Here is a 22,970-nt window from a genome sequence, read left to right as displayed (position 1 = left end):
TATAACTATGCAATCATTTGAAACATTAGATGGAAAACGCCATCAAGATATACGCATTAAAACAGGCCATGGTGAAAATTTTGGTGAAAATGTTCACTGTGTACCTGTTGTCGCAAACGAGTTAAATCAATTAGCAGTTCATTACCCGGTTTGTTTTTTAAAAGACACAGAAACAGGTCAATTTGGTTTATATGCTTTATTAGGTTTTGAACCCAATCAAAATTTATACATTAAAAGTGGTCAGTGGGGACAAGACTACTTGCCTTTGCATATTCAAAGACAACCCTTTATTTACCAAATCAATAATAATTCCACTGGTTTAAACCTAGCGATAAATGTTGACAGCCCAAGAATAGATAATCAGCTTGGTGAAGCACTATTTTTGGATGATCAACAACCCAGTGATTATTTACAAAAAATGGCCAAGCTTGTTGAGTTTTTGCAGTCAAGTTTAGCCAGCAATCAAAATTTTATTCAAACCTTATTAAACATAGATTTAATTGAGCCGAGCCAACTCCAATTTCAACAGGCGGACGGACAAACAAAAAAAATAGATGGTTTGTACCAAGTCAGCCGACAACGCCTCGCTTCTTTATCCGAACAATCAATTATTAATCTCCATAAAACAGGTGCACTACAAGCTTGTTATTTGTTGTTGGCGTCACAAGAGAATTTCAAAAAATTGATCAATTGGTACAAAGGTTAATTACAGCCCAAGCTTAGTTAACGCTAGCGTCAATCAAGCAAAAAATTTACAACACTATACATGACAAGAGGTCGAAAATGCGTAAACTCCCAATTGCAGCCATCCTATCTGCAATATTGCTATCAGCTTGTAATAGCAAAAAGTCCGAAGTGAAAATAACTCAAGCACAACCAGAACAAGCGCTGGCTGTTATTTGGAATGGCAGTGCAGATTCCAAAGTGGATATTGCCAGTTGGGGGGCTCAAACTCAGCTGTTGAATAACTCAGTGAGAGTCAGTTACCAGAGTGATCACTACCGTCCATCGGTTAAATTTCACCCTGACACACCTTGGGACTGGTCTAAATTTGACGAATTTAACTTAGCGGTTGATATCAAAAACTTATCTGATGAGTCAATTCAAATTTACCTGTCGTTAACCGACGAAGCTGGTGTCAAAGAAGATATGGAAATTACCGGTAGCCGTGCGCGTTCATTAAACCGAGCTGCTAACTTAGCTAAAGGAGAACAAGGCACCTACTTTTCAATTATTAAAGGTAAGTTTGTTGATACCAATGCAGGTATTCGTGAAAAACCTTATCCATGGCAAACCGACGAAGAAATGTTTGTTACCCGTTTTGGTAAAAAACTTGATTTAAGCCGCATTACCGAAGTCGCCTTGTTTGTGCGCGGTAATTTACACGACAAACAAATTGAAGTTACAAATTTACGTTTACGTAAAAACCCTGAATACAATGACAGTTATCTAGTCGGTTTGGCTGATGAATTTGGTCAAAATGCTAAACAAAACTTTCCAATTAAAGTGAACTCTGCTGAACAGCTTAAAGCAGTTGCCGATAAAGAACTTGCCGAGCTGGCCAAAGGTGGATTAATGGCCAATCGCTCTAAATACGGCGGTTGGAAAGATGGCCCTAAACTGAAAGCGACTGGCTATTTTAGAACAGAAAAAATTGATGGCCGTTGGTGGATGGTCGACCCTGAAGGCCATATCTTTTTCTCACATGGCCCAGCTAATGTACGTATGGCTAATTTAACCACTTTGACCGGGGTTGATTTTAAAGATGACTCAGTGCGATATATTGACCCAACTCGAGTAACACCAGAAGACTCTATGGGCATAGTGCAAGTGTCAGACGAGGTTAGAAAAACGCGTTTTGTTGCATCAGAGCTACGCAATAACATGTTTACTTGGTTACCAAGTTATGACGATCCTATGGCTAAACACTATAGCTATCGGCGTGAAGTACATAAAGGCCCATTAACTTCAGGTGAAACTTTTAGTTTTTATCGGGCTAATTTAGAAAGACGTTACGGTGAAAACTTTGAACAAACTTGGCAACAAGTGACGTTAGATCGTATGAATAACTGGGGATTCACTTCATTTGGTAATTGGGTTGATCCGGCATTTTATCCGAATGAGCAAGTACCTTATTTTGCTAATGGTTGGATTATCGGTGATTTTAAAACGTTAAAATCTGAACATGATGTTTGGGCACCTTTACCTGATCCATTTGATCCTGAATTTGTCCGCCGTGCAAAAATCACCATTGATGTAATAGCCGAAGAAATTAAAGGCTCACCATGGTGTGCAGGTATCTTTATCGATAATGAAAAAAGTTGGGGACTGCCAGAAGGTACAGTTGCCCAAAAATACGGGGTAATCTTATCAACATTAACCGTAAACAATGCTGAAAGCCCTGCGAAAACTTATTTTACTGAATATTTAAAAGGTAAATATGGCAGCATTAACCAGCTTAACCAAGCGTGGAATTTTCAAGCAGATAGCTGGGCAAACATAGAACAAGGTGTGCATTTACATGCACCGTATTCTGGGGAATTAGTGGCTGATTTATCTTATATGCTTGAAGCTTTATCTGATCGTTATTTTAAAGTGGTTCATGACACTTTAGCAGAAGCCTTGCCAAACCACTTATATATGGGCGCGCGTATGGCAAACTTTGGTATGCCAAAAGAAACCATTAAAGCTTCGGTTAAATACTCAGATGTATTGTCGTTCAACATTTATGAAGAAGGTGTTCAACCTGAAGAATGGGGCTTTTTAACCGAGTTTGATTTACCTGTAGTAATTGGTGAGTTCCATATTGGTTCAACCACAGATACGGGTGTATTTCATGCAGGTTTAGTGCAAGCACATGATCATAAAGACAGAGCGAAGATGTATCTAGACTATATTACCAGCGTAGCCGCTCATCCGAACATGGTTGGTGCACATTGGTTCCAATATATAGATTCGCCATTAACTGGTCGTGCGTTTGACGGCGAACCCTACAATGTTGGATTTGTCGCAGGAACGGATATTCCATATCCAGAAATGGTAGATGCAATTAAATCCTTTATGTCGACTGTCTATGAAAAACGTTTCAACGGTGACTTCGACAACCCTGCATACAAAAAATAATTTGTGCTGATTTATAACTAAGGGCGCGCACGCCCTTAGTTATTTTTAGTCTTGTTTAGCAGTTTAATAGGATAAGAGTTATGCGCTCGCCACTGGCCGACATATAAATTACCTTCATCATCAATACACAAGCCATGGCAATGATTAAATAGTTGCCAGTTGGTTTTCATTGGCTGCAATTGCCCCTCTAGGTAAACTGGTTGTTCAGCACCTATGTTTGCCACAACCTGATTATTTTTATCAAAGATGCTGATAAAACCTGAATCGTCTTGGTTTTTACCATCAATATCAGACCAACATACTGGCACATAAAAATGCTCACCATGAAAAACCGGACGCCCAACCCAAGCGCCAGGTACATAAAGTGTGTCGACATACTCACCCTCTAAGGTAAAAAATTTAAACGCACATTCAGCTCTGGAGCTTATCATTAACATTGGTTTGTCAGGGTTGCGTTTATCAATTTCAATACCATGGGTGTTGCACAAATTGAGATTTTGCTCTTGGTTGTCGTGGCCGCCCCAATGACGAATATAACGCCCTTGTTTGTCATACTGAATGACATAATCTGAGCCATAACCATCAGTCACATAAATATCACCGTTATCAGCTATGGCGATGTCAGTCGGCCTAAAAGGCATATCAGGTGTATAAATACCTATTGTTTGTGGATGGCCAATAGTAAACAAAATATCACCACGCATATTCAATTTAGCAATAAAGCCAGCTTGTGCGATAACTTTGTTACGCGGCGAGTCCCATTCATTGATAGATACACCGTCCCAATCACGATTTAATTTCCAGCCGCTGTCAACCACATACATAAACTCGCCATCATCTTCTTGGCGAATTTTCAGCGCATGTGCACCAGGAAATTCAGTACCAAAACTATCGAGTAACTCACCTGCTTGGTTATAAACTAAAAAGTTATTTTGCACATTATCCGTAACTAGAATAATCCGCCCTTTCGAATCAATTGCTAAATCATGGCAATTTTCTACTGGATATTGTTTTGAATCTAACTTGCCCCAATTGGCATCAAGTGTGTATTCAAAACCTGCAGCACCGAATGTTTTTCCGTCTAAATCATCAGAAATCTTTAATGTTGCACTGTTATTCATCTGGTTATTATCCTGAGTTTATAAAACAAACAAGCCGCCTAGAGGAGCTCTATCGGCGGCTGTATAGAAATTGATAATTTGCGTTTATTGGCTTTCTTGCCAATTTAAAATTGCATCATCATCAACACGTTCTAGGGGATAATAAACAGCTTCGTTGTCGGCAAAAGCTTGATTGCTTATTGCGTTATAAGCAGAGATCATCGACCAACGAGGATCTTTCGAACGGTTTTGGTTTGATTTGTGTAATAAGTTGCAATGGAAAAACAATACATCACCCGGCTCTAACTCAACATTCACCAACTCGTGATATTTCATCGCTTCTTCAACAAACTTAAGATCGGCACCTTTTTGATCACCAGTTTTGCTATGATCTAGCCGACCCAAATGGTGTGAACCTTTTAAAACTTGTAAACAACCATTTTCGATTGTCGCTTTGTTAATAGCGACCATGCAGCTAATGGCTTTTGGATAAAGCATTAAATTGTCTTGATGCCAATAACCAAAATCTTGATGCCATTCCCACGCCCCACCAACAAATGGTTCTTTCATCATAATTTTAGTGCTGGTGTGGTAAGTTGGCTCACCAATCAGTTTTTCACACGAATCAACCAAACGACGGCTTCTGGAAAACATGCTATACAAGTCGTCACCCGTTTTTTGCCATAAACAAACTTTACTCACAGCTCCGCTGCCATCTTTTTTATTCCAAGCTCTGTCGTATAGCGAATCATCACTAAAGGCTTTTGCTTGTAATTTTTCGATCTCAGCCATATTGAAATAGCCGCGGGCGATTACATACCCATCACGGTTGAAATCTTCCATTTGTTTTTCAGTTAAAGAAATTGCACTCATAACACACCTCAGTTAAAACAACATTTAATTGTCAACAATATTTACACAAACACAAAGCCCAAGCAAGCTTTATTTTTATATGAATAGAATATTCATATAAAAATAAAAAAATTATAGTTACGAGGAGGCCTACTCTTTTTCACCAGAGCAAATTGATCTATCAATGGAAATGAATATTGCGGAGGAAAGTTTAAACGCTGCAGCAGCAGGTTAGCGGACTGCCAACCTGCTTTTTATTGGAGACTTGACTCAATTAAGCTTCGTCAGCCCATTTAATGAGCTTTTGTATATGAGCTCCCGAACTTAACAACAAATGACACACTTCCAAAACACTCGCCTTGTGACAAGTAGCTAACCCATCACCGGATAAGTTCTTTAATGCGTCTGTATCGACCGCGTATAAACCATTAATGCCGGTTTTTTCACCATTTTTCAGCTCTACTTCTAGGTTTATACTGGTTAATAACTTATGTTCTGCGGCAACATTTAATATCTGCTGAGTGCGCTGTGTACCAGCTAATAATCCGGCAAATGTATTTTGCATCCGCTGTAAGAACTCTGTCGCTTTACCCTCTGCCGTAAATAACGCTTCACCTGTTTGAGTGTTCACCCAAGGATGATTAACATCTATTGCTATTCTTCCCGCACTAAAATCATCATTTTCGATCATGGCGCTAAAAGGTCTACGCATTATATCCAGAGGTAAATAGGTGGCACGCCATTGCTCGCCGTGCAGATATAAATTCTGCTTAGGGCTAAAACCTAAAATTGCGACAAGCTGAAATTGCCCGGTATTTGGATGTTTTGTAGCAAATATTGGGTATTCGTGAATAAGTGTGCTGAGCTCGGTAACCACAACCAAAGCGGCATTCACTCGATTTTCTGGTGTATCCATGTTGCCAGTTTTAATTTTAATCTGCTGATGTTTTTGTTTATCCAACAGTTCTACTTGTGCTGCCATAATTCAACCTCTCTACAATCTAAACTTTTGCTAACCCATACTGCTTAATTTTATTGATTAAACTGCGATGGTCAGGTAATTGAGTTAACAGGTTATCTGTGCTTTTTTGGTTTTTTATAACCTGATGTTGCATAAATTCGACTTCGGCTGGCGACAAGTTGTACACTGGCTCGGTTCTGAAATGAGTGCCATACAATACAAATTGAAAACTTGGCGCTTGAAACAGCTCTCCTGTTGCTTCAAAGTCTGACACTTTAGGCACTTGATGCTGCCATAACAACATCAATTCTTGTAAACTAGACGGAATCGATGTTTCTGCTCTGTTGTCTTGCCAAAACTGTGTTTGCCGTTGACTTAAAATATAGTGCAGTTTGAGAAAATCGATAGCACGTTGCCAACGGTAGTGAAATTTTTGATTAAACCTTTTTTCAACAATAGATAAGGTGTTGATTGTAGGGGGTAATTGCTCGGCAATCATGGCAGCTGACAATTCCACCAGTACCAAAGCAGAAGCTTCAAGTGGCTCTAAAAATCCAGCCGATAGACCAACGGCTACACAATTTTTATGCCAAAACTTTTCTCTATAGCCTGAATTAAAATCAATTTTTCGGAAATTTAATTCGCTTGTATCAGCCCCTGAAGCAATAATGTATTGCTCTAATTCAGCTTGTGCTTGCTGAGCTGAGATGTGTTTGCTCGAAAATACATGCCCAACCCCACGGCGACTTGATAAACCAATGTCCCAAATCCAACCCGCAGTTTGCGCAGTAGACTGAGTATAAGGTTTAATTTGCATATTGTTATCTGGATACTGAACTTGAGTCGCAATGGCTGTATCGGCAAATAAAACATCTGACACTGGCTTAAATTTAATATCAAGTGCTTGACCTAATAACAATGATTTAAATCCGGTACAGTCAATAAATAAATCCGCAGAGAGCGTACGACCTTGATCTAAAATGACGGAATCTATACTACCATCGGTTGCCAACTCCACCTCTGTTACATCGGCTAATATATGCTTAACCGAGAGTTTTTCGGTACAGTGTTTTTGCAGTAGTTTGGCAAATTTCCCCGCATCTAAATGGTAACCATAATTTGCTGCATGAGCATATTCAGCATGGGTGATATTTTTTGGTGCTTTAAAGTTTTCACACAAAGCCTCTTGTACTGAAAATATTTTAGCGAGTGACCCCATGTCTGGGTTCGTTAACCAGTATTCTGGTAATAAACCTTCAAATGCCGCGATAGGCACATCAAATGGATGATAATAATATTGAGGTACATCACCCTCCTCTTGACCCCAGTTAACAAATTTTGAGCCTTGTTTAAACGCTGCATCGCACTCCCGAATAAACTCAGTTTCGGATATACCCATAGCTTTTAATGTCGAAGGCATAGTTGGCCATGTACCTTCACCAACACCAACCGTTGGTATATTAGGTGACTCACACAAGGTCACAGCAATATCACCATTGTTGATACGAGTACGTAGCCTAGATGCAAGAATACCCGCTGTTAACCAGCCAGCAGTACCACCACCAACAATGGCTATTTGTTTAATTTTGTTCTGCACCTGTAACCCCAATTTTTCAAGTTTAAACTTAGTTACTTAACAAAAAGCCCAGCTTAAACTGGGCTTTTGTATTGTTTATATCAAGCTTAGTGAATTCTTAAGGAATTGCGAAAACAGTTACGTTATCAACATAAAACTGAGTATCTGCAAGCTTAAATAATATACGCAAGCTGACATCTTCAGCTTGCCAATCAGGAGTACCAGTTGCAGCTTCTGTGTTTAAAACAACACGAACAGCCTCATTTTTGCCATTGCCCCAAACTTGACCGAAGGCTAAAACGTTGCCATTTGCAGTTTCAAGTCTAGCTTCAAAAGCTTGATGTTGGATATCAGCTGCGGCATTACTCGCTTGAATATTTAATTGAAGCATATAACGGCCACCAGCTTTAATTGCACCCGCTTTAATTGGCAACATCACATCTGCCGAATAACCTGATTTACCAGTGGTATCAACAGAAAGTGCACGCGTACCATCGCTTACAAACTGAGCTTCTTGAGTGATAGTTATATTACCTTCACCATTATTGGTTGGAAGATCATCTGATTCAAACAAACCAGCATTATCAGCCAATAAGTCATTTAACATAGGGTCAATATCTGTAATATCGACTATTTTTATGTCATCAACATAAGCGCCAGTAGTTGAATTGCCACCAGCAGGTCCATTAAATGCTTGGAAAGCAGCTTTTGGATAAATTGGTAATCCACCTTCAAAAGTATGGAATACTTTTACACCTTCATTCCATTGAGTAGAGTCAGCAACCCATGGTCTAAATCCACCATCCCACCATGCACGGCCTGCATCTGCTTCACCGTAAGCATTAAAATGGACAAAGTTACTAGTCACAGGATCAACTGTTTTAAACCAACCAGCATAATAATAAACACGATTTTCTTGTGCAGGCCAGTTATTGACAATCCCTACACCGCTGTCAATAAATACACTATTTTCACCTGAGCGAGCGGTTACTTTAGAAACCTGAGGTAAAATAGGATTTTCCCAACCAAATTTTGCCCAACCTGAACTAGCCGCTAAGTCACCTTCAGCTAGCCCTTCAAAGCCAGATGTAGCACCATTTTTCACCAAGATATTTGACTCAACCCCATTGACTTTAATAGTTAATGTGCGCTCACCGTCTGATTGATTACCGTTTTCATCGGCTACTCTATAAGTAAACTCTAAGGTTTTAGATTTACCGGCTTGGATTTCGGTTAAATACGCTGTCGGGTAAAACTTCAGATTTGTACCTTCAAGCTCAGCGGCAAACGGTAAATCTGTTGAACCATCTAGTTTAAGATCCTGTACGACAATCTGATCACCTTCACGATCTACAGCACCTTGGATAAGATCATAAACCTTTGCATTAGAATTTTCAGTCAGTTCATCCGATAAAAAATATTCAGCAAATAGCGGTGCACCAGGGACATCTTTAACACCTAGAACATTAATCGATACATTACGCTCGATGCTGTGGTTATGATCTTTAACATTATAAGTAAACTTGAAGGTTAGTTTGCTACCGTCCGGTATTTGATCTTTAACCGAGGCAATATCTATGTTTAAATCGGTGCCAGAAAGGCTAACAGGCAAATCAAATGGATTTGTCGCGTCGGCAGTTAAGTCAGCAACAGTCAATACTTCACCATCGGCATCGGTCACGCCACTTAATAAATCAAGCGAGCTAGCAGTTGAATCTTTGGTGAAATTTGCACTTAAATCACCCGATACTTCTGGTGCAAAATCCTCACCTTCAATATTGATGACCATTTTTCTATCAACTGTATTAATACCATCGGTTACTTTATAACTTAAAGTAACCGTACGGGTATCACCCGTATCTAGCTGGTCTTTCAGCAGTTCAGGCCTTACACCAACCTTTAAATCACCAATTTCAATCCCTGTCAAATCTTCAGTATCAGCCGACACATCAGTCACACTTAAAATATTGCCATCTAAGTCAATTGCAATACCGTCACCTGATTTTTGACCAGCTTGTGTGCCTAACATGTATAAAAACTGAAAAGCATCATTTTCATTTACAATAACACTAATATCGCCACCATGAGTGGGTGCATTATCATTTACTTGAGCTTCTGGTGAGTAATCATCTTCAGAACAGGCTGTTAATCCTGATAATACAGCAGCCACAAGTAGAGATTGTTTAAATAATTTCATAATCAACACCATTTAACCTTTAATAGGCGCATGAATATGCGCCTTATAATTTATAAAATTAGAAATTTACGCGCATACCTAAGCGGTAAGTGGTACCCACTTTGTATTCTGTATACGTACGTGACTTAGGTGCATCGCCTTCGAGCGGATTACCCTCCTCAAGCGCAATAAAGTCATAGCCATTGGCATTGTCAGCATATACTCGCTGCACTTCTAAGGTTCTACTTGTGAAATAAGTTCTGTATGCTGCATCAGTTAAATTAACCGCTTGGAAAGTAAAACTGATTTGTTCATTCATTTGGTAAGACAATGATAAGTCGAGAGTATCTCGTCCTTCATTCCAAATTGAACCTTGGTTCCATGTACGACCTCTAAAACCTGTATTCCAATCAGTACCAACTAGAGAATCGGATGAACCACGATAGCTTAGACGAATTTGATGTCCATCCTGCTCCCAGAAAGTAGTCAGGTTATAGGTGTGCTCAGGGGTATCAGCCACTGGATATTCAGGTAAAGGCTCACCTGTTACCGCTGAGATATCAGAATCATATTTACTATTTTGATAGGTATAGTTTGCTGACATACCAAGCCCACTTAACAAGCCAGGTAAAAAATCATAAGTTTGAGAGTAACCAAGCTCCAAACCAGTAATTTTAGCGCCCTTACCGTTAACAACTTTGTTGATTTGGAATTGTTGACATAAGTCTTTCATGTCATCACTCAATACTAAGGCGTCATTAGCATTTCTGAAACCATCCGCCGTTGAACGAACTGGCATACATCCGGTTAAGCCACTGTCTGGCAGTGAATCATCAGCTAACAAAGTAATTGTTGAAGCATCAATTGTTCCGGTAAACTCTCTAAGGTCTGTTAAGTAGGTTATTTCAGTATTGATATCCGTGAAATTTTTCATGTCTTTGTGGAAGACAGCCATACTTAACATGGAAGTAGGATTAAAATACCATTCTAACGAAACATCTAAGTTATTTGATTCAAGTGGCTCCAGTTTGGTGTTATACATATCTACTTCACTGCCGTAGAAGGAGCTTCCGCTATTCCAATAACCACCTTCTTTTAAAGCAAACCCTGGTCTAAGTTGGTCAATTTCAGGACGTGTCATGGTTTTTGAAATCGCAAAACGGCCAACAAACTCATCAGAAAAAGCATAGTTTAAATTTAAACTCGGCAGCACATTGGTATAACTGTGAGATCCAATAGCTGGTGTAGATTTTGTTCTTTGATTGGTGATTGTTTCTGGTAAGAAACCAACATAGTCACGCGCTCCCGGAGCTGAACCGTCCCAGTTAATAACATCACTACCCCAACCATTTATATGGGATGTAGAAACATCAGCATATCGCCACATAGTATCCCAACCCATGACTGGTAATTCTTGCTGTGAATCAGGGATGCTGTCAGTCACTAGCGTATGCCATGACGCATAATTTGGATCATGACAAGGGCCTTGATCAGCAATTCTAGTCCAGCCAGAAGGATCAGGACCAGACGAGGTATCCCAACCCAAACCATCAACACGTTCAAATTTTTTCGTATAACCTTGAGGATCGTCCGAGCTTAATGGGCGACATGCTGGTAATGACGTGTCACGCAATTCTTTTAATTTAACGTGGTCGAATTCTCGCTCCAAGTTAAAGTCTGTATGTGACCAGAAGTTAGCGCCTGCATAACCTTGAGTTTCAACTTCGGTCTTAACATATCGAACACCAAGATCACCGGTTAAACGCCCATCCATTAATTCAAAGTTAGCTTTAAAATAAACCGCTTGGGTATCTAAATCTGTGTTTCTGGTTTTAGTATTATCTATATTAGGTACTGTGTTTTCGTTATCTAATACTAAATCCCTAGCTTCAAGAACATCAATCGGTGTCCAACCTCGCGTTGCTGGGCTACGGCCATAGCCTAAAGAGCTCATAAAATCGTCATAAGCCAAACCATTTTCATCGGCAATCATCGAACCACGGATACCACTTAATGGGCCACTTGGTAAAACGATGGTATTACCAAATTCATCGGTAATAACTTCGGTTTGTGTTGACGACGTAAAAGTATATTGTTGGTTATCAACCAGTTTTTCACGACGACTTAGCTTACCTCCAAATTCAATCGAAGTAATAGGTCCCCAATCTAGATAATAATCAAAATCTATTTGAGCATTATTTAATGTATCTTCAACTGTTGTATCGTTTACAGAAATAAAACCTAAATGATAAGAATCTAAATCCGCTGGGTTATAACCTGTTACAACGTTTGTATTGTCATTCCAAGCTGGCTGTAATTCACCGTTTTCATCAGTATAAGTATCGTTGTGTTCACCTAGACCTAAGAATTGATCACCTGTAACCATTTCACATCGACCTGACGTACAGTCAAAACCAACAGGTTGCAATTGGTCAATTGGCACTTCAAATAACATAGGGCCAGCAACCTGCTGGTAGTTCTGCATTGCAGTCCAAGCATTCGGTAAGTTGTTAGATTTACTATTTGAATGGCCTAGTTGAATACCCATTCTCAGGTCATCCGTGATATCAAGGTCATATTTTAAAGATATATTTAAGTTTTCTTGTTCATCACCTCCCTCAGAACGACGAATATCACCAGCACCAAATCTGTCTAATTTTTTAATAAAGGTGTTGGTATCTGTATCTATTGTGTACCAATCTGCTTGAGGATCTGTTGAATCGGCAATTAGGCCAGGGTAGTTAGCCAACGGCGCTTCCCCTTCAACCAAATTTTTGTAATTACCACCGGTTTTACGGGATAAAACCGCATCGTACATGGTCTCTTTAGTTTGTTTAGTGTAGGTTAAATCAAATGTAACTTGGCTAGCATCAGTTGGGAGCCATTGCACACCTAAAGTTAAGCCTTTTCTGTCGGTATCGGATTGATTTAACTCATACATGGTATTTTGCGGCTCGATCGCGCGCACACCTGACAATAAATTTCCGTGCTGATCTGAAGCAACATCATGAGTTTCTGAAGCAACGAAATTTTCTACGCGATATTGGTCACGACGAGTTGAGTTTGTTTCGGTATAAGCTGTTACAACAACACCTAAAGTATCGTCTAAAAACTTATCTGAAACTGTAAATTGAAGTTTATAATCAGATTCATCAACAAAATCATTATAACGGCCTTGTAGCGTCATGTTTCTGATTGTGTACGGAATATCTAATGGCTTAACAGTGACCAAGTTTACACTACCACCTAAAGAGCCTTCATCATGATCCGCACTTGGTGTTTTAACCACTTCTAACCGCGACAAAATATCAGATGAAAAGGTACTTAAATCTACTGCTTGGCTAAAATCTGTTGTGGTCATTTGTTGACCATTTAACGAGATATTATTTTGTTGTGATGTTGCACCACGTACCGTAATTTGTGAGCCTTCTCCGTCTCGGCTAACAATAGATACGCCGGTCACACGCCCCAATGCATCAGCTATGTTTTGATCGGTATTTTTCCCGATATCTTCCGCATTAATAGTATCGGCGATATTTTTTGAAAAGCGTTTATCATTTATCGACTTTGCTAAACTTCCGCGTATACCTTGAATTTCAATAACTTCTACTTCGTCTTGTTCTTGTTCTATTGAATTATCTTCAGCTGCATAAGCTTGCATTGAGCTGGTAGACAGCAAAGCTAGCGACAGCGCACTTAATTTAAATCGTTTGTTCATTGTTGGCATTTTTCATCTCCGCTAAGGAATTTACAAATTTATGCTGATAGTTGCATCCTGACAAACATAAAACAGAACACATACAACATGCATATAGTATATTGTCAACAATCAACTATAAGCAAGTGTAATTTACAAAAAAAATACATTTAAGATGCTAGTTTAAATCTTTATGGTAAAAGATGTTAAAAAGGATAATAACATTGATAGGTTTAACTTGTGGTTATATCTCGTCTTCCCTGCGAAACACCAATTTAAAATATTGAAGTGAAATTTAAATATCCCCTTCTATAATTAGCTAAAGAAATTAGAAGTTAACTGTTTAAAAAAATTATCTCAAGCGGGCAATGCAAGCGTACTTGAGATATTTACTTTAAATATCACTCATACAATACCGATGGCAACCACAAGGACAATTCAGGAATAAATGTCACTAAGATTAAAACAAATATCAATGGCATTAAAAAAGGCAGCGTGGCTTTTGTGCAAGTTTCGAATGGTACTTTAGTCACGCGTGACAATACGTACAACACCATTCCGACAGGTGGGGTTAACAAACCTATCATTAAATTAAGCACCATAATAATGCCAAAGTGCACAGGATCTATGCCTAAGCTGATGGCTATTGGCAATAATACCGGCGTTAAAATTGTGATGGCGGCTATGGTTTCCATAAAACAACCAACTATAAATAGAATGAGCACCATTAATAGCAGCAACAGAGTTTTGTTTTGGGTAAAACCTAACATCCATTGAGTAAATAATTCAGTGATTTGTTGAGTGGTTAATACCCAAGAGAAAATTGATGCCCCCGCGATAATTAACAAAATGATACTTGTGGTCTCTATGGTTTCTAAGCTTATATTAACCAGCTGTTTAAACGTCAGCGTTTTGTAGATCACTGAACTTAAAACTAAAGCATAAGCGCTAGCAGCTACCGCCGCTTCGGTTGCAGTAAACACACCAAATAATATTCCACCTATTATGATCACAGGCGTCATCAGCGATAAAAACGCCGATCTAAAAGTTACAATGGTTTTATTAATAGAAAATCCGGCATCTTTTGGGTAATTGCGCTTTCTTGCGTACCAAGCAATCATAATCATTAAACCGAGTGCCATTAACAAACCCGGAATTAAACCTGCGGCAAATAATTGGCCGATAGAAGCGGATGCCATTACACCATAAATAATAATAGGTAAGCTTGGTGGAATAATTGGCCCTATGGTCGATGAAGCAGCGGTAATACCTACAGCAAAACCTGCGTCGTAACCTTTATCACGCATAGCTTTTACTTCAATTGCGCCTAACCCACCTGCGTCGGCAACTGCAGCACCAGACATACCAGCAAACAATACCGAAGCACCTACATTTACATGACCCAAACCCCCTCTTAACCAACCGACCAAAGAGTTGGCAAAATCGAAAATACGCTGAGTAATACCGGATGCATTCATTAACGCGCCTGCAAATACAAAAAATGGAATCGACAACAAAGGAAAGCTATTGATACCAGCAACCATACGGTGCATAACCACTAACTCTGGTAGTTGACCATCAACTAAAATAGCCAATAAAGCAGAAGCAATTAATGCAAAAGCGACTGGGGTGCCAAGCATAATCAGCACAAGTAACGAAATAAATAAAACTGCGATGACCATGTTTTTATAGCCCTTGTGTTTGGTGTTTGTATGGGGTGACAAGCACAATACGCAGTGTACGAGCGAGCATTGCGCACAAAAATACCAATAAAAGTGCATAAACCCAAGTAAGTGATAATGGCAATGAAGCCAATGAATGCGGCGAAATCAATGGAATAATTTGCCAACAAAAATATGCCAGTAGACAAATAACCACACAGTTAAAACATTCAATAACCATTTGCAGTTTACCGAGTGTTTTTTTTGGCAACCAACGATGAAATAACGTCATAGCGATATGCGCTTGGTTGCGACTGGCGATGCAAGCACCAGCAAACGCCAATAAAATAAGCAGATAGCGACTCACTTCTTCAGACCAACCTAACGGAAAGTTAAATACATACCGGCTAAAAAACTGGCTAAATAGAATAATAGCTAGCCCCCAGAAAATGATTAAGCTGAGCCAGTCTTCTGCATGCAATTGTTTTAATGATGTTACTTTTTGTTCAAGTTCTACAGTGTCCATCTTTATTTAACCCCCAAGGTATTTTCTGGGTTAAGCGCAATCAGTTTCTGATAGTTTTCACGGCCGACTTTTGCTACATAAGGCGCGTGTCGTTTTAACGTTTCATGACGCAAACTTTGTGTGTCGACTTGGTTAACCCTGATACCGTTTTGTTGAAACCAATTAATTAGCGCGAGTTCGTTATTACGCGTTTCTTCACTCACTTTTTCAGCGGCTTGTTGCAACACAGCTTGGACAATTTTTTTATCTTGCTCCGATAATTTATTCCATCGATAACTACTGACAATAGTAAGGATAGAACCCATCATATGACCGGTTAGATTGATATGCTTTTGCACTTCGTAAAGCTTCTTTGCTTTTATCGTTGGTAATGGATTTTCTTGTGCATCAACAACACCTTGTTGTAGTGCCATATACACTTCAGAGAAAGCAATAGGTGTTGGGTTTGCCCCGACTGCTAATGGAAACTCTTTAAAAATACTGGCGTTAGGTACGCGTATTTTTAAATTTTGCATGCCAGCTAAATCGACAATCGCCTTGTTCGAAGTAACATGTCGCTGGCCGTAATAGCTGTTACCAAGTATTTGGTTTCCGTTTGTTGAACTAGCGTAATCATTAGCTAAATTAACTAACAAATCACTCTGGTTAAAAGCTTGCCAATGCGGATAACCGTCAAATACATATGGTAAATCCGCAATTGCGAGTGAAGGCGAGAGCTGTGCCGCAAAACTAGTGCCTGTATAAATAATATCAACCACACCCAAACTTAAACTTTCGTTGAGTTCAGCTTCTTTGCCTAAAATTGAAATAGGGAAAATATCAATTTCAATCCGCCCTTCACTTTTAATTTTTATTTGCTCTGCCGCCCACACAGCCCATTTGTGCAAGGGTTCACTGGTTTCATAGACATGCCCCCATAACAGTCGCTCTGTAGCGTTGCCTACAGGTATGCAAAACACAATTAATAAAACGAAAATAGCCTTTTTCATAATAGAGTTATCGCATCTCAAGTTTTCACACCAATGTTCCGCGTTACCGATTTTTTATGCAGCAAGTAAACAGTATTTTTAACTTATACTACCACAACAAAGTTTATTGTTAACAATTAATTTTAAAATGATATACTTTATAATACTTTAAAACCACAAAAATTAACATTAAGGATTTTGATGAAATACTTAAGCTTTATCTTATTTTGCTCTAGTTGGTCTGGTGCCGTTTTTTCGGCACCGCCAAATGGTGAACAAGTTTATCAACAATATTGTGCAGGCTGTCATGGTCCACAATTACAAGGTGGGTTAGGTGCAAACTTAATAGATGATGTTTGGTTACATGAGGACAGTGAACAGGCTATTATCGAAACAATTAGAAATGGCGTAATAGATAAGGGTATGCCTGCTTTCAAGACAGGTCTAACACAAGAACAAATAAAACAAGTTGCGCAGTTTATTAAAGTAAGTAAAAGTGCCAATACAACACCAGAAGTATTTCTGGATAAAAATCAAATATTTACCACAAAACATTATCAGTTTAATTTAAAATTGATAAATGTATTTGACAGCCTGATTTGGGCAATCACATTTATCAATGCAAACGAATATTTAGCTACAGAGCGGGATACAGGTAATTTATATTACGGTAATATCGACGGCAGTTACCGCATTATTACCGGTACACCAAAAGTTTGGAATAATGATCAAGGTGGATTGTTAGATGTTGCCTTAGACATTAACTTTGCCAACAACCAGATTATTTATTTGGCTTACGCAAAAGAAAATATTAATAGCACTTGGCAACAAGCCCAGGGTATGACTGCAATTTTTAAAGCTCGAATAGAAGGGAATAAACTAGTCGACCAACAAGATATTTTTAGTGTGGATGACACATTTGCCCTGCCCTCTGGCCGCCACTTTGGTTCACGTCTTGTCGCAGATAACAACTACCTATATTTCTCAATTGGTGAACGAGGCATACGCCCTGATGCTCAAGATTTAACTAAACCAAATGGTAAAATTCATCGCATACATTTAGATGGCTCTATTCCATCTGACAACCCATTCGTTAACCAAGCTAGTGCCTATAAGAGCATTTGGACTTATGGCAACCGCAACCCACAAGGCTTAGCCAGACATCCAAATACTGGCGAATTATGGTCTACCGAACATGGACCTAAAGGCGGAGACGAAATTAATTTAATTTCTAAGGGCTTAAACTATGGTTGGCCTGTGATTACCTATGGAATGAATTACGATGGCACCTCAATGACAAATAAAACTCATATGCCGGGTATGGAACAACCCATACGTTATTACGTACCATCAATAGCAACAAGTGGTATTGATTTTTATAATGGTGACAAGTGGTCAAAATGGCAAAACAATATGTTTGTTACCGGTATGAGTGCACAAGAGTTACGCAGAGTAAAAATAGTTAACAAGCAAGTGGTTGAAGAAGAGTTATTAGTTAAAAACTTTGGCCGAGTTCGTGATGTCGCAGTGAGCCCTTCTGGTGATATTTATATTATGATCACCAGAGATCATAAGGGACATATGTATAAATTAGAGAAACTGAATAAGAGCGGTAACAACCAACAAGAAATACCATAAAGTTCACATGGTTTAAGTATAATAAATAGAAAAGGGCTTCAACTGAAGCCCTTGTTACCTTTAAAAAATTTCTTAATGAATTAGTGAGCTAATTCTAAGATACCCCAAACTTCAAGGTTACTCACCGACACTACTGCATCACCATTTGCGTTGGTTGAAACGGCAACAGTAGAACTTGAACCGTCTGGTAAATGCAATTTAGCTGAGGTTACACCTTGTGGGAAATAATCAGCAGGAATTGCTACTTCAACATTATTTAAGATAGGTGTTACCCCACCAGCAAATGGACGGTTAATTAAGTGCACAACATATGGCGCAGACGCATCTGTTTCGTGGATACGTGATACCGCAGATACTGTATCGTTTGATACTGAGCCGTTTATGCTTACATTAATTTGTAAACCTGAGATAGTACCACGTTGACCTATGTGTCTTACTTTACTGCCTTGAGCATCTAATACTGCGCGTTGCTCTGTAGTTAAGTAGTTTAAGTCACCGTCGTAGAAGATGTGGTCAAACTTATCAAAGTCAGCTTGGCGTGGTACAACTGGGTAGCCCGCATCACCAAATACCAACATATCAAAGTTAATATTATCTTCAGTTAATATTTTCACACTTGATTGAACTTGGTTGCCACCGTCAATAAAGCCAGCTTTCATTGACGAGAACATAGCATGTACATAACCCGCTTTCGCGTATGAAGTGTAACCGTCTAACAAGTTCTCTTGTGCACGAACAAATTGGTAAATATCACGGTAATTATCTGCACCTGGTGACCAGGTCCAAATGTCGCCACCTACCCAAACGTTAGCAGGGATAGAGAACAAACCACCATAAGCGTATGCTTGAGCAACCCAGCCACGGCCGAATCTTGGTGCATTTTGGATACGTAGCTCATCAAATTCCCAAGGATACGGGAAGTAAGCAAGGGTTTTATCCACTGCCTGCGCACCTTTTAAGTGAACTAGTATGTTAGTTGGCAACTCAGAAGTTGACGTTCTTGCACCTAAGTTCAACTCACCAGATAAGAAAGTAATGTTTTCATTAAAGATATAACCACGCGATTCAAATAAATGCGTACTTGCACCAATTTCGATATTTGGACGAACCTGACGAATATACTCTAGCACCTCGCCAAATTTTTGGTTCCATACATCGCGGTTGAAGTAGATAAAGTCTTCTAACATTGGGATATTGCCAGACAGCGTGTCGCCGGCATTTGACCACTCAGTATGAGTGACACCCTGCCCACGTAAATAATCACCATAATCAAAGGTATTGATGTCGTTAATGCCCATAGATGCTAATTGAGCATTGCTATATTTTTTCGACAACCAAACACGGAAGTTTGCCATTGCATATGGAGAGAAATCACCACCAAATGTGCGCATATCGGTTGAACGAGTTGAGTTAGTTTGCGTATCAAACATCAGCTTGTCTGGATTTGCTTTAAGCAATTGGTCAACTTGTGACTTCATAAATGGTACAAACGCAGGGCTATGATTACTCAACCAATTGTTGTTATAACCATCGTGACTTAAATAACCCATAAAGGTCATGCGCACGTTGCGACCGTCTAATGTTTGTACATAGTGTGGCTGTGGATTAGTGGTAAATTCAGTAAACCAACCGTAACCCCAGTCAAACTCACCACGGGCTGTATATTCAAAACCTTCACTTTGGAAGTCGTCTACTACGTTAACCGCCCAATCCATAATGACAGTGTCATCATAAAAGTCATGCTCTGGTGGATGACCCCAGAATGCACCTGTTGCTCCAAAGTCAGCATAATCACCAGGTTGACCACCATTATCAGCGTCGTACCAGTTACGATTTTGCGGATAGGTATACCAAACGTCTGATTTTAATACTTTGTTTGCAAGTGGAATTTGCACTGGCTCTTTTAAGTACTGTAAACCTGTTGCTGGGCCTTGAATTTCAGCAACAACATGCTCATTCGGGTTGTATACACGCGGTTGTTTAGCTGTGCTGTCGCTCACTTTTGCAAAGCGGACAAAATCACCGGACCACTGCCAATCTGAACCGCCAATGGCTTCAATGTGCACAGTATGGTTACCTGTACTTTCTACGACTAAATCACCACCATAGAGTTCGTATTCTGCTGCTATATCCCAACCACCTGTGCTATCAAAATATCCCCAAGCAAACGGTTCGCCGTCTATATCGATACGCGCACCATAGCTGCCGCCTGCGGGCGTTGATACATTTATAAATGCACGATAAGTACCCGCTTCTAGGAATACATTATGGTATTTACCAAAATCACCATTGGTTACCCAACCAACGTTAGAATCGCCTGCAACAAAACCATCGTTAGGATCGCTCGCCACTCGGCCAACAGTGCCTGTTTCGTCAAAGTCTTCTAGTTGAATATAAATACCGCCTGGTGGTGGTAAAATTGGATCAACCACAACTTGGCCGCTTGAGCTAAACATGCTTGGGCTTAATGTGCTTGGGTGAACAAAGTTAGTACCACCGTTAACATCGATACCAAAACCTACACCGCTTACCGCACCACTGCCGCCGTCTGCATTGCCAAGACGTAATTCAAAGTCATGCCAACCTGGGGTTAAGTTTAAGTCTGTTGTTTGTGACGAATTTTCCCAACTGTCGTTGGAAAGCACCAATTGACCATCAATATATAAACGAACACTGTCATCTATATGCTCGTAGAATGAAATATGACCATCGGCATCATAAATTTCACCACGGAATACTTCGGTAGAATTTCCACGAATTGCATCATCTGTTTCTAATAAATCAGTTGTAACGTCATAATTAGGTGGATTAGCAACATAACCTGCTTCACCTGCAAAGTTCATGGCACCATCGACTCGGCCAAATAACAAACCTTGGCCATCGTGGTAATACTCACCTTCACCACCGTTTCCAGGATCGCCACCACCATTGTCAACTTCACAACCTGACGCATCAACTACTGTAACAGCAGGTGTATTCGGGCATTGGTCAACATTGTTGTTTACACCGTCGTTGTCATCATCTAACTGAGACGCACCACAACCTGAGCCATTTACAGCCTCTCCCGTTGGCGTATTAGGACACATATCAACATTGTTGTTTACACCATCATCGTCGCTATCATTGTCAACAATCATTTCACAGCCATTTGCATCTACGGCTGCACCAGGCGCTGTATTTGGACATTGGTCTATGTTGTTGTTCACTCCATCACTGTCATCATCTAATTGTGACGCAGCACAACCATTTACATCAACGGTTTGGCCTGCTGGCGTGTTAGGACACGAATCAACTGCGTCTTCTACACCGTCGTTATCTGAATCTGGAATAGGTGTGCCACCGCCCGTGTCACTCGATTCATAATTAAAGGTTAAGGTATCCGCATTCCACTGCCATGTTTGGCTACCAAAACTTTGTAGTCGAATAGTATAAGTACCAGGCGAAGCAATAATAATATCGCCAGTTAAATCAAAATTAGCAAACGTGTCCCAACCACCCGTTGCCACAATGCTAGTAGAAGCAACAACTTGGTTGTTAATTAGAAGCTGCGCGCCTAACTGGCCAGACATTGGCGTGCCAGCAGCTAAGCTTGCTTTGTAAGTACCAGCTTGAGAAAAAGTAACGGTATAATCTGCAAAATCACCTGAAGTATTAAAGTTGATACCTTGATTGGTAGTGCCAAAACCAACAACAGTGTCACCAGCAGCAGCAGGTCCTTGTTTGTCTGTATATATAAAGTTTTCAAGATTAACTACAACACTATCAACTGGTGTTTCTGGCGTTTCAGGTTCAATTGGATTGATTTGAGTTAACTTGAACGACTCCATATTCCACTGCCATGTAGAACCTGTTGCCATTAAACGAATGCTTGAGGTACCCGCTGGTAAACTAACAAGTGAGCTTGGGCTAAGAGGTTGGAAATTATCCCAATGGCCAAAAGGTACAGCCACAGAATTTTGGCTTTGCCATACGCCATTAACTTTTAATAATAATTCAATGTTAGGACCTGATTGAACGCTAGTGCCGACTAGATATTCAATTTGGTAGTCGCCGCCCTCAACATTAACATCAAAATCGATAAAATCACCCGCGTTAACAAAGTTAATCGCACTTTGTCCGTTTACGTTATATATGGTTACAGGGTTAGGCTGACCATCGTTGTAGGTTCCACCAGAATTGGTAAACGATTCAGCTTGTATTACGAGTGTCTCTGCTTGTGCGTGAGCGCCGAGTAAAGCAAATGATAATGCGATACTTGAGCTCAGCAGAGAATGTTTTGCTTTAAACATTTTATTCTCCAGTTTTTGTTATGTTAGTAAGTGCTTCTTACATGTACGGTTACCCTTTGTTTCAAGCGAGTTTTCACTGTCCAACAACCGCACAGCAATCTTTTTGTTAATTGATAACAAAAAATACGGGAGCATTTATAAGAACCAAATATCAATCCCGTATACAAACCAATGCATTCTTTATGAGTATTGATTTGAAAATTTGCATTAAAATACTAGAACAACACAAAACAAATATCAACAAACCAAAAACATTAAACATAATAATGTTAACAAAATTAAAAATACAATTAAGAATGCAACCCTATATTTACAAAAATCATACAGGTGATCTGCTCCAATAGTTTTAGACACCTCATTAAGTGAGTAAAATAACTCACAGTGGTGAAAAATGAAAAAAGTT

13 protein-coding genes are annotated in these 22,970 nt (G+C 39.6%); 3 read left to right on the top strand and 10 right to left on the bottom strand.

Features of this window, described 5'->3' with window-relative positions:
* Positions 1-7 precede the first annotated feature (7 nt).
* A complete protein-coding gene (locus N7931_RS08205; RefSeq protein WP_262793295.1) occupies positions 8-706 on the top strand; it encodes a SapC family protein in 699 nt (232 codons plus the stop codon).
* Between the two features lie 77 nt (positions 707-783).
* Positions 784-3,123 (top strand): agarase, encoded by a 2,340-nt coding sequence (locus N7931_RS08200; protein ID WP_262793294.1) that lies wholly within the window; start codon positions 784-786, stop codon positions 3,121-3,123.
* 35 nt (positions 3,124-3,158) lie between these two features.
* Here the strand turns inward: N7931_RS08200 and N7931_RS08195 are convergent, their stop codons facing one another.
* The 9 genes from N7931_RS08195 to N7931_RS08155 all read right to left on the bottom strand — a co-directional run bounded on the left by N7931_RS08195 (position 3,159) and on the right by N7931_RS08155 (position 16,661).
* Complete coding sequence (locus tag N7931_RS08195) at positions 3,159-4,244, bottom strand: 6-bladed beta-propeller (RefSeq protein WP_262793292.1); 1,086 nt, start codon at positions 4,242-4,244, stop codon at positions 3,159-3,161.
* Between the two features lie 84 nt (positions 4,245-4,328).
* Positions 4,329-5,096 (bottom strand): phytanoyl-CoA dioxygenase family protein, encoded by a 768-nt coding sequence (locus N7931_RS08190; RefSeq protein WP_262793291.1) that lies wholly within the window; start codon positions 5,094-5,096, stop codon positions 4,329-4,331.
* A 253-nt stretch (positions 5,097-5,349) separates the two neighbouring features.
* Positions 5,350-6,057, bottom strand: a complete 708-nt coding sequence (locus N7931_RS08185; RefSeq protein ID WP_262793290.1) for a SapC family protein — start codon at positions 6,055-6,057, stop codon at positions 5,350-5,352.
* A gap of 19 nt (positions 6,058-6,076) precedes the next feature.
* Positions 6,077-7,633: a tryptophan halogenase family protein gene (locus N7931_RS08180; RefSeq protein WP_262793288.1), complete on the bottom strand. Its 1,557-nt coding sequence runs from the start codon at positions 7,631-7,633 to the stop codon at positions 6,077-6,079.
* 97 nt (positions 7,634-7,730) lie between these two features.
* The gene (locus N7931_RS08175) at positions 7,731-9,809 is read right to left on the bottom strand and encodes a hypothetical protein (protein WP_262793287.1); all 2,079 of its coding nucleotides are present in this window, start codon (positions 9,807-9,809) and stop codon (positions 7,731-7,733) included.
* Between the two features lie 58 nt (positions 9,810-9,867).
* Positions 9,868-13,515: a TonB-dependent receptor gene (locus N7931_RS08170; RefSeq protein ID WP_262793286.1), complete on the bottom strand. Its 3,648-nt coding sequence runs from the start codon at positions 13,513-13,515 to the stop codon at positions 9,868-9,870.
* Between the two features lie 371 nt (positions 13,516-13,886).
* A complete protein-coding gene (locus tag N7931_RS08165; RefSeq protein ID WP_262793285.1) occupies positions 13,887-15,167 on the bottom strand; it encodes a TRAP transporter large permease in 1,281 nt (426 codons plus the stop codon).
* 4 nt (positions 15,168-15,171) lie between these two features.
* Positions 15,172-15,672: a TRAP transporter small permease gene (locus tag N7931_RS08160; protein WP_262793284.1), complete on the bottom strand. Its 501-nt coding sequence runs from the start codon at positions 15,670-15,672 to the stop codon at positions 15,172-15,174.
* Positions 15,673-15,674: 2 nt separating this feature from the next.
* Entirely contained in the window at positions 15,675-16,661 is a 987-nt protein-coding gene (locus tag N7931_RS08155) for a DctP family TRAP transporter solute-binding subunit (RefSeq protein ID WP_262793283.1), read from the bottom strand.
* A 180-nt stretch (positions 16,662-16,841) separates the two neighbouring features.
* Here N7931_RS08155 and N7931_RS08150 point away from each other — a divergent pair, with 180 nt between their 5' ends.
* Positions 16,842-18,278, top strand: a complete 1,437-nt coding sequence (locus N7931_RS08150; RefSeq protein WP_262793281.1) for a PQQ-dependent sugar dehydrogenase — start codon at positions 16,842-16,844, stop codon at positions 18,276-18,278.
* Positions 18,279-18,358: 80 nt separating this feature from the next.
* Here the strand turns inward: N7931_RS08150 and N7931_RS08145 are convergent, their stop codons facing one another.
* Positions 18,359-22,567, bottom strand: coding sequence for a carbohydrate-binding protein (locus N7931_RS08145; RefSeq protein WP_316250571.1), 4,209 nt, complete (start codon positions 22,565-22,567; stop codon positions 18,359-18,361).
* Positions 22,568-22,970: the final 403 nt, after the last annotated feature.

It is taken from the genome of Catenovulum sp. 2E275, from assembly GCF_025515275.1.
Lineage (GTDB): Bacteria > Pseudomonadota > Gammaproteobacteria > Enterobacterales > Alteromonadaceae > Catenovulum.
The sequence above is the reverse complement of the archived record's forward strand: the minus strand, read 5'-3'. Positions and strand labels throughout refer to the sequence as shown.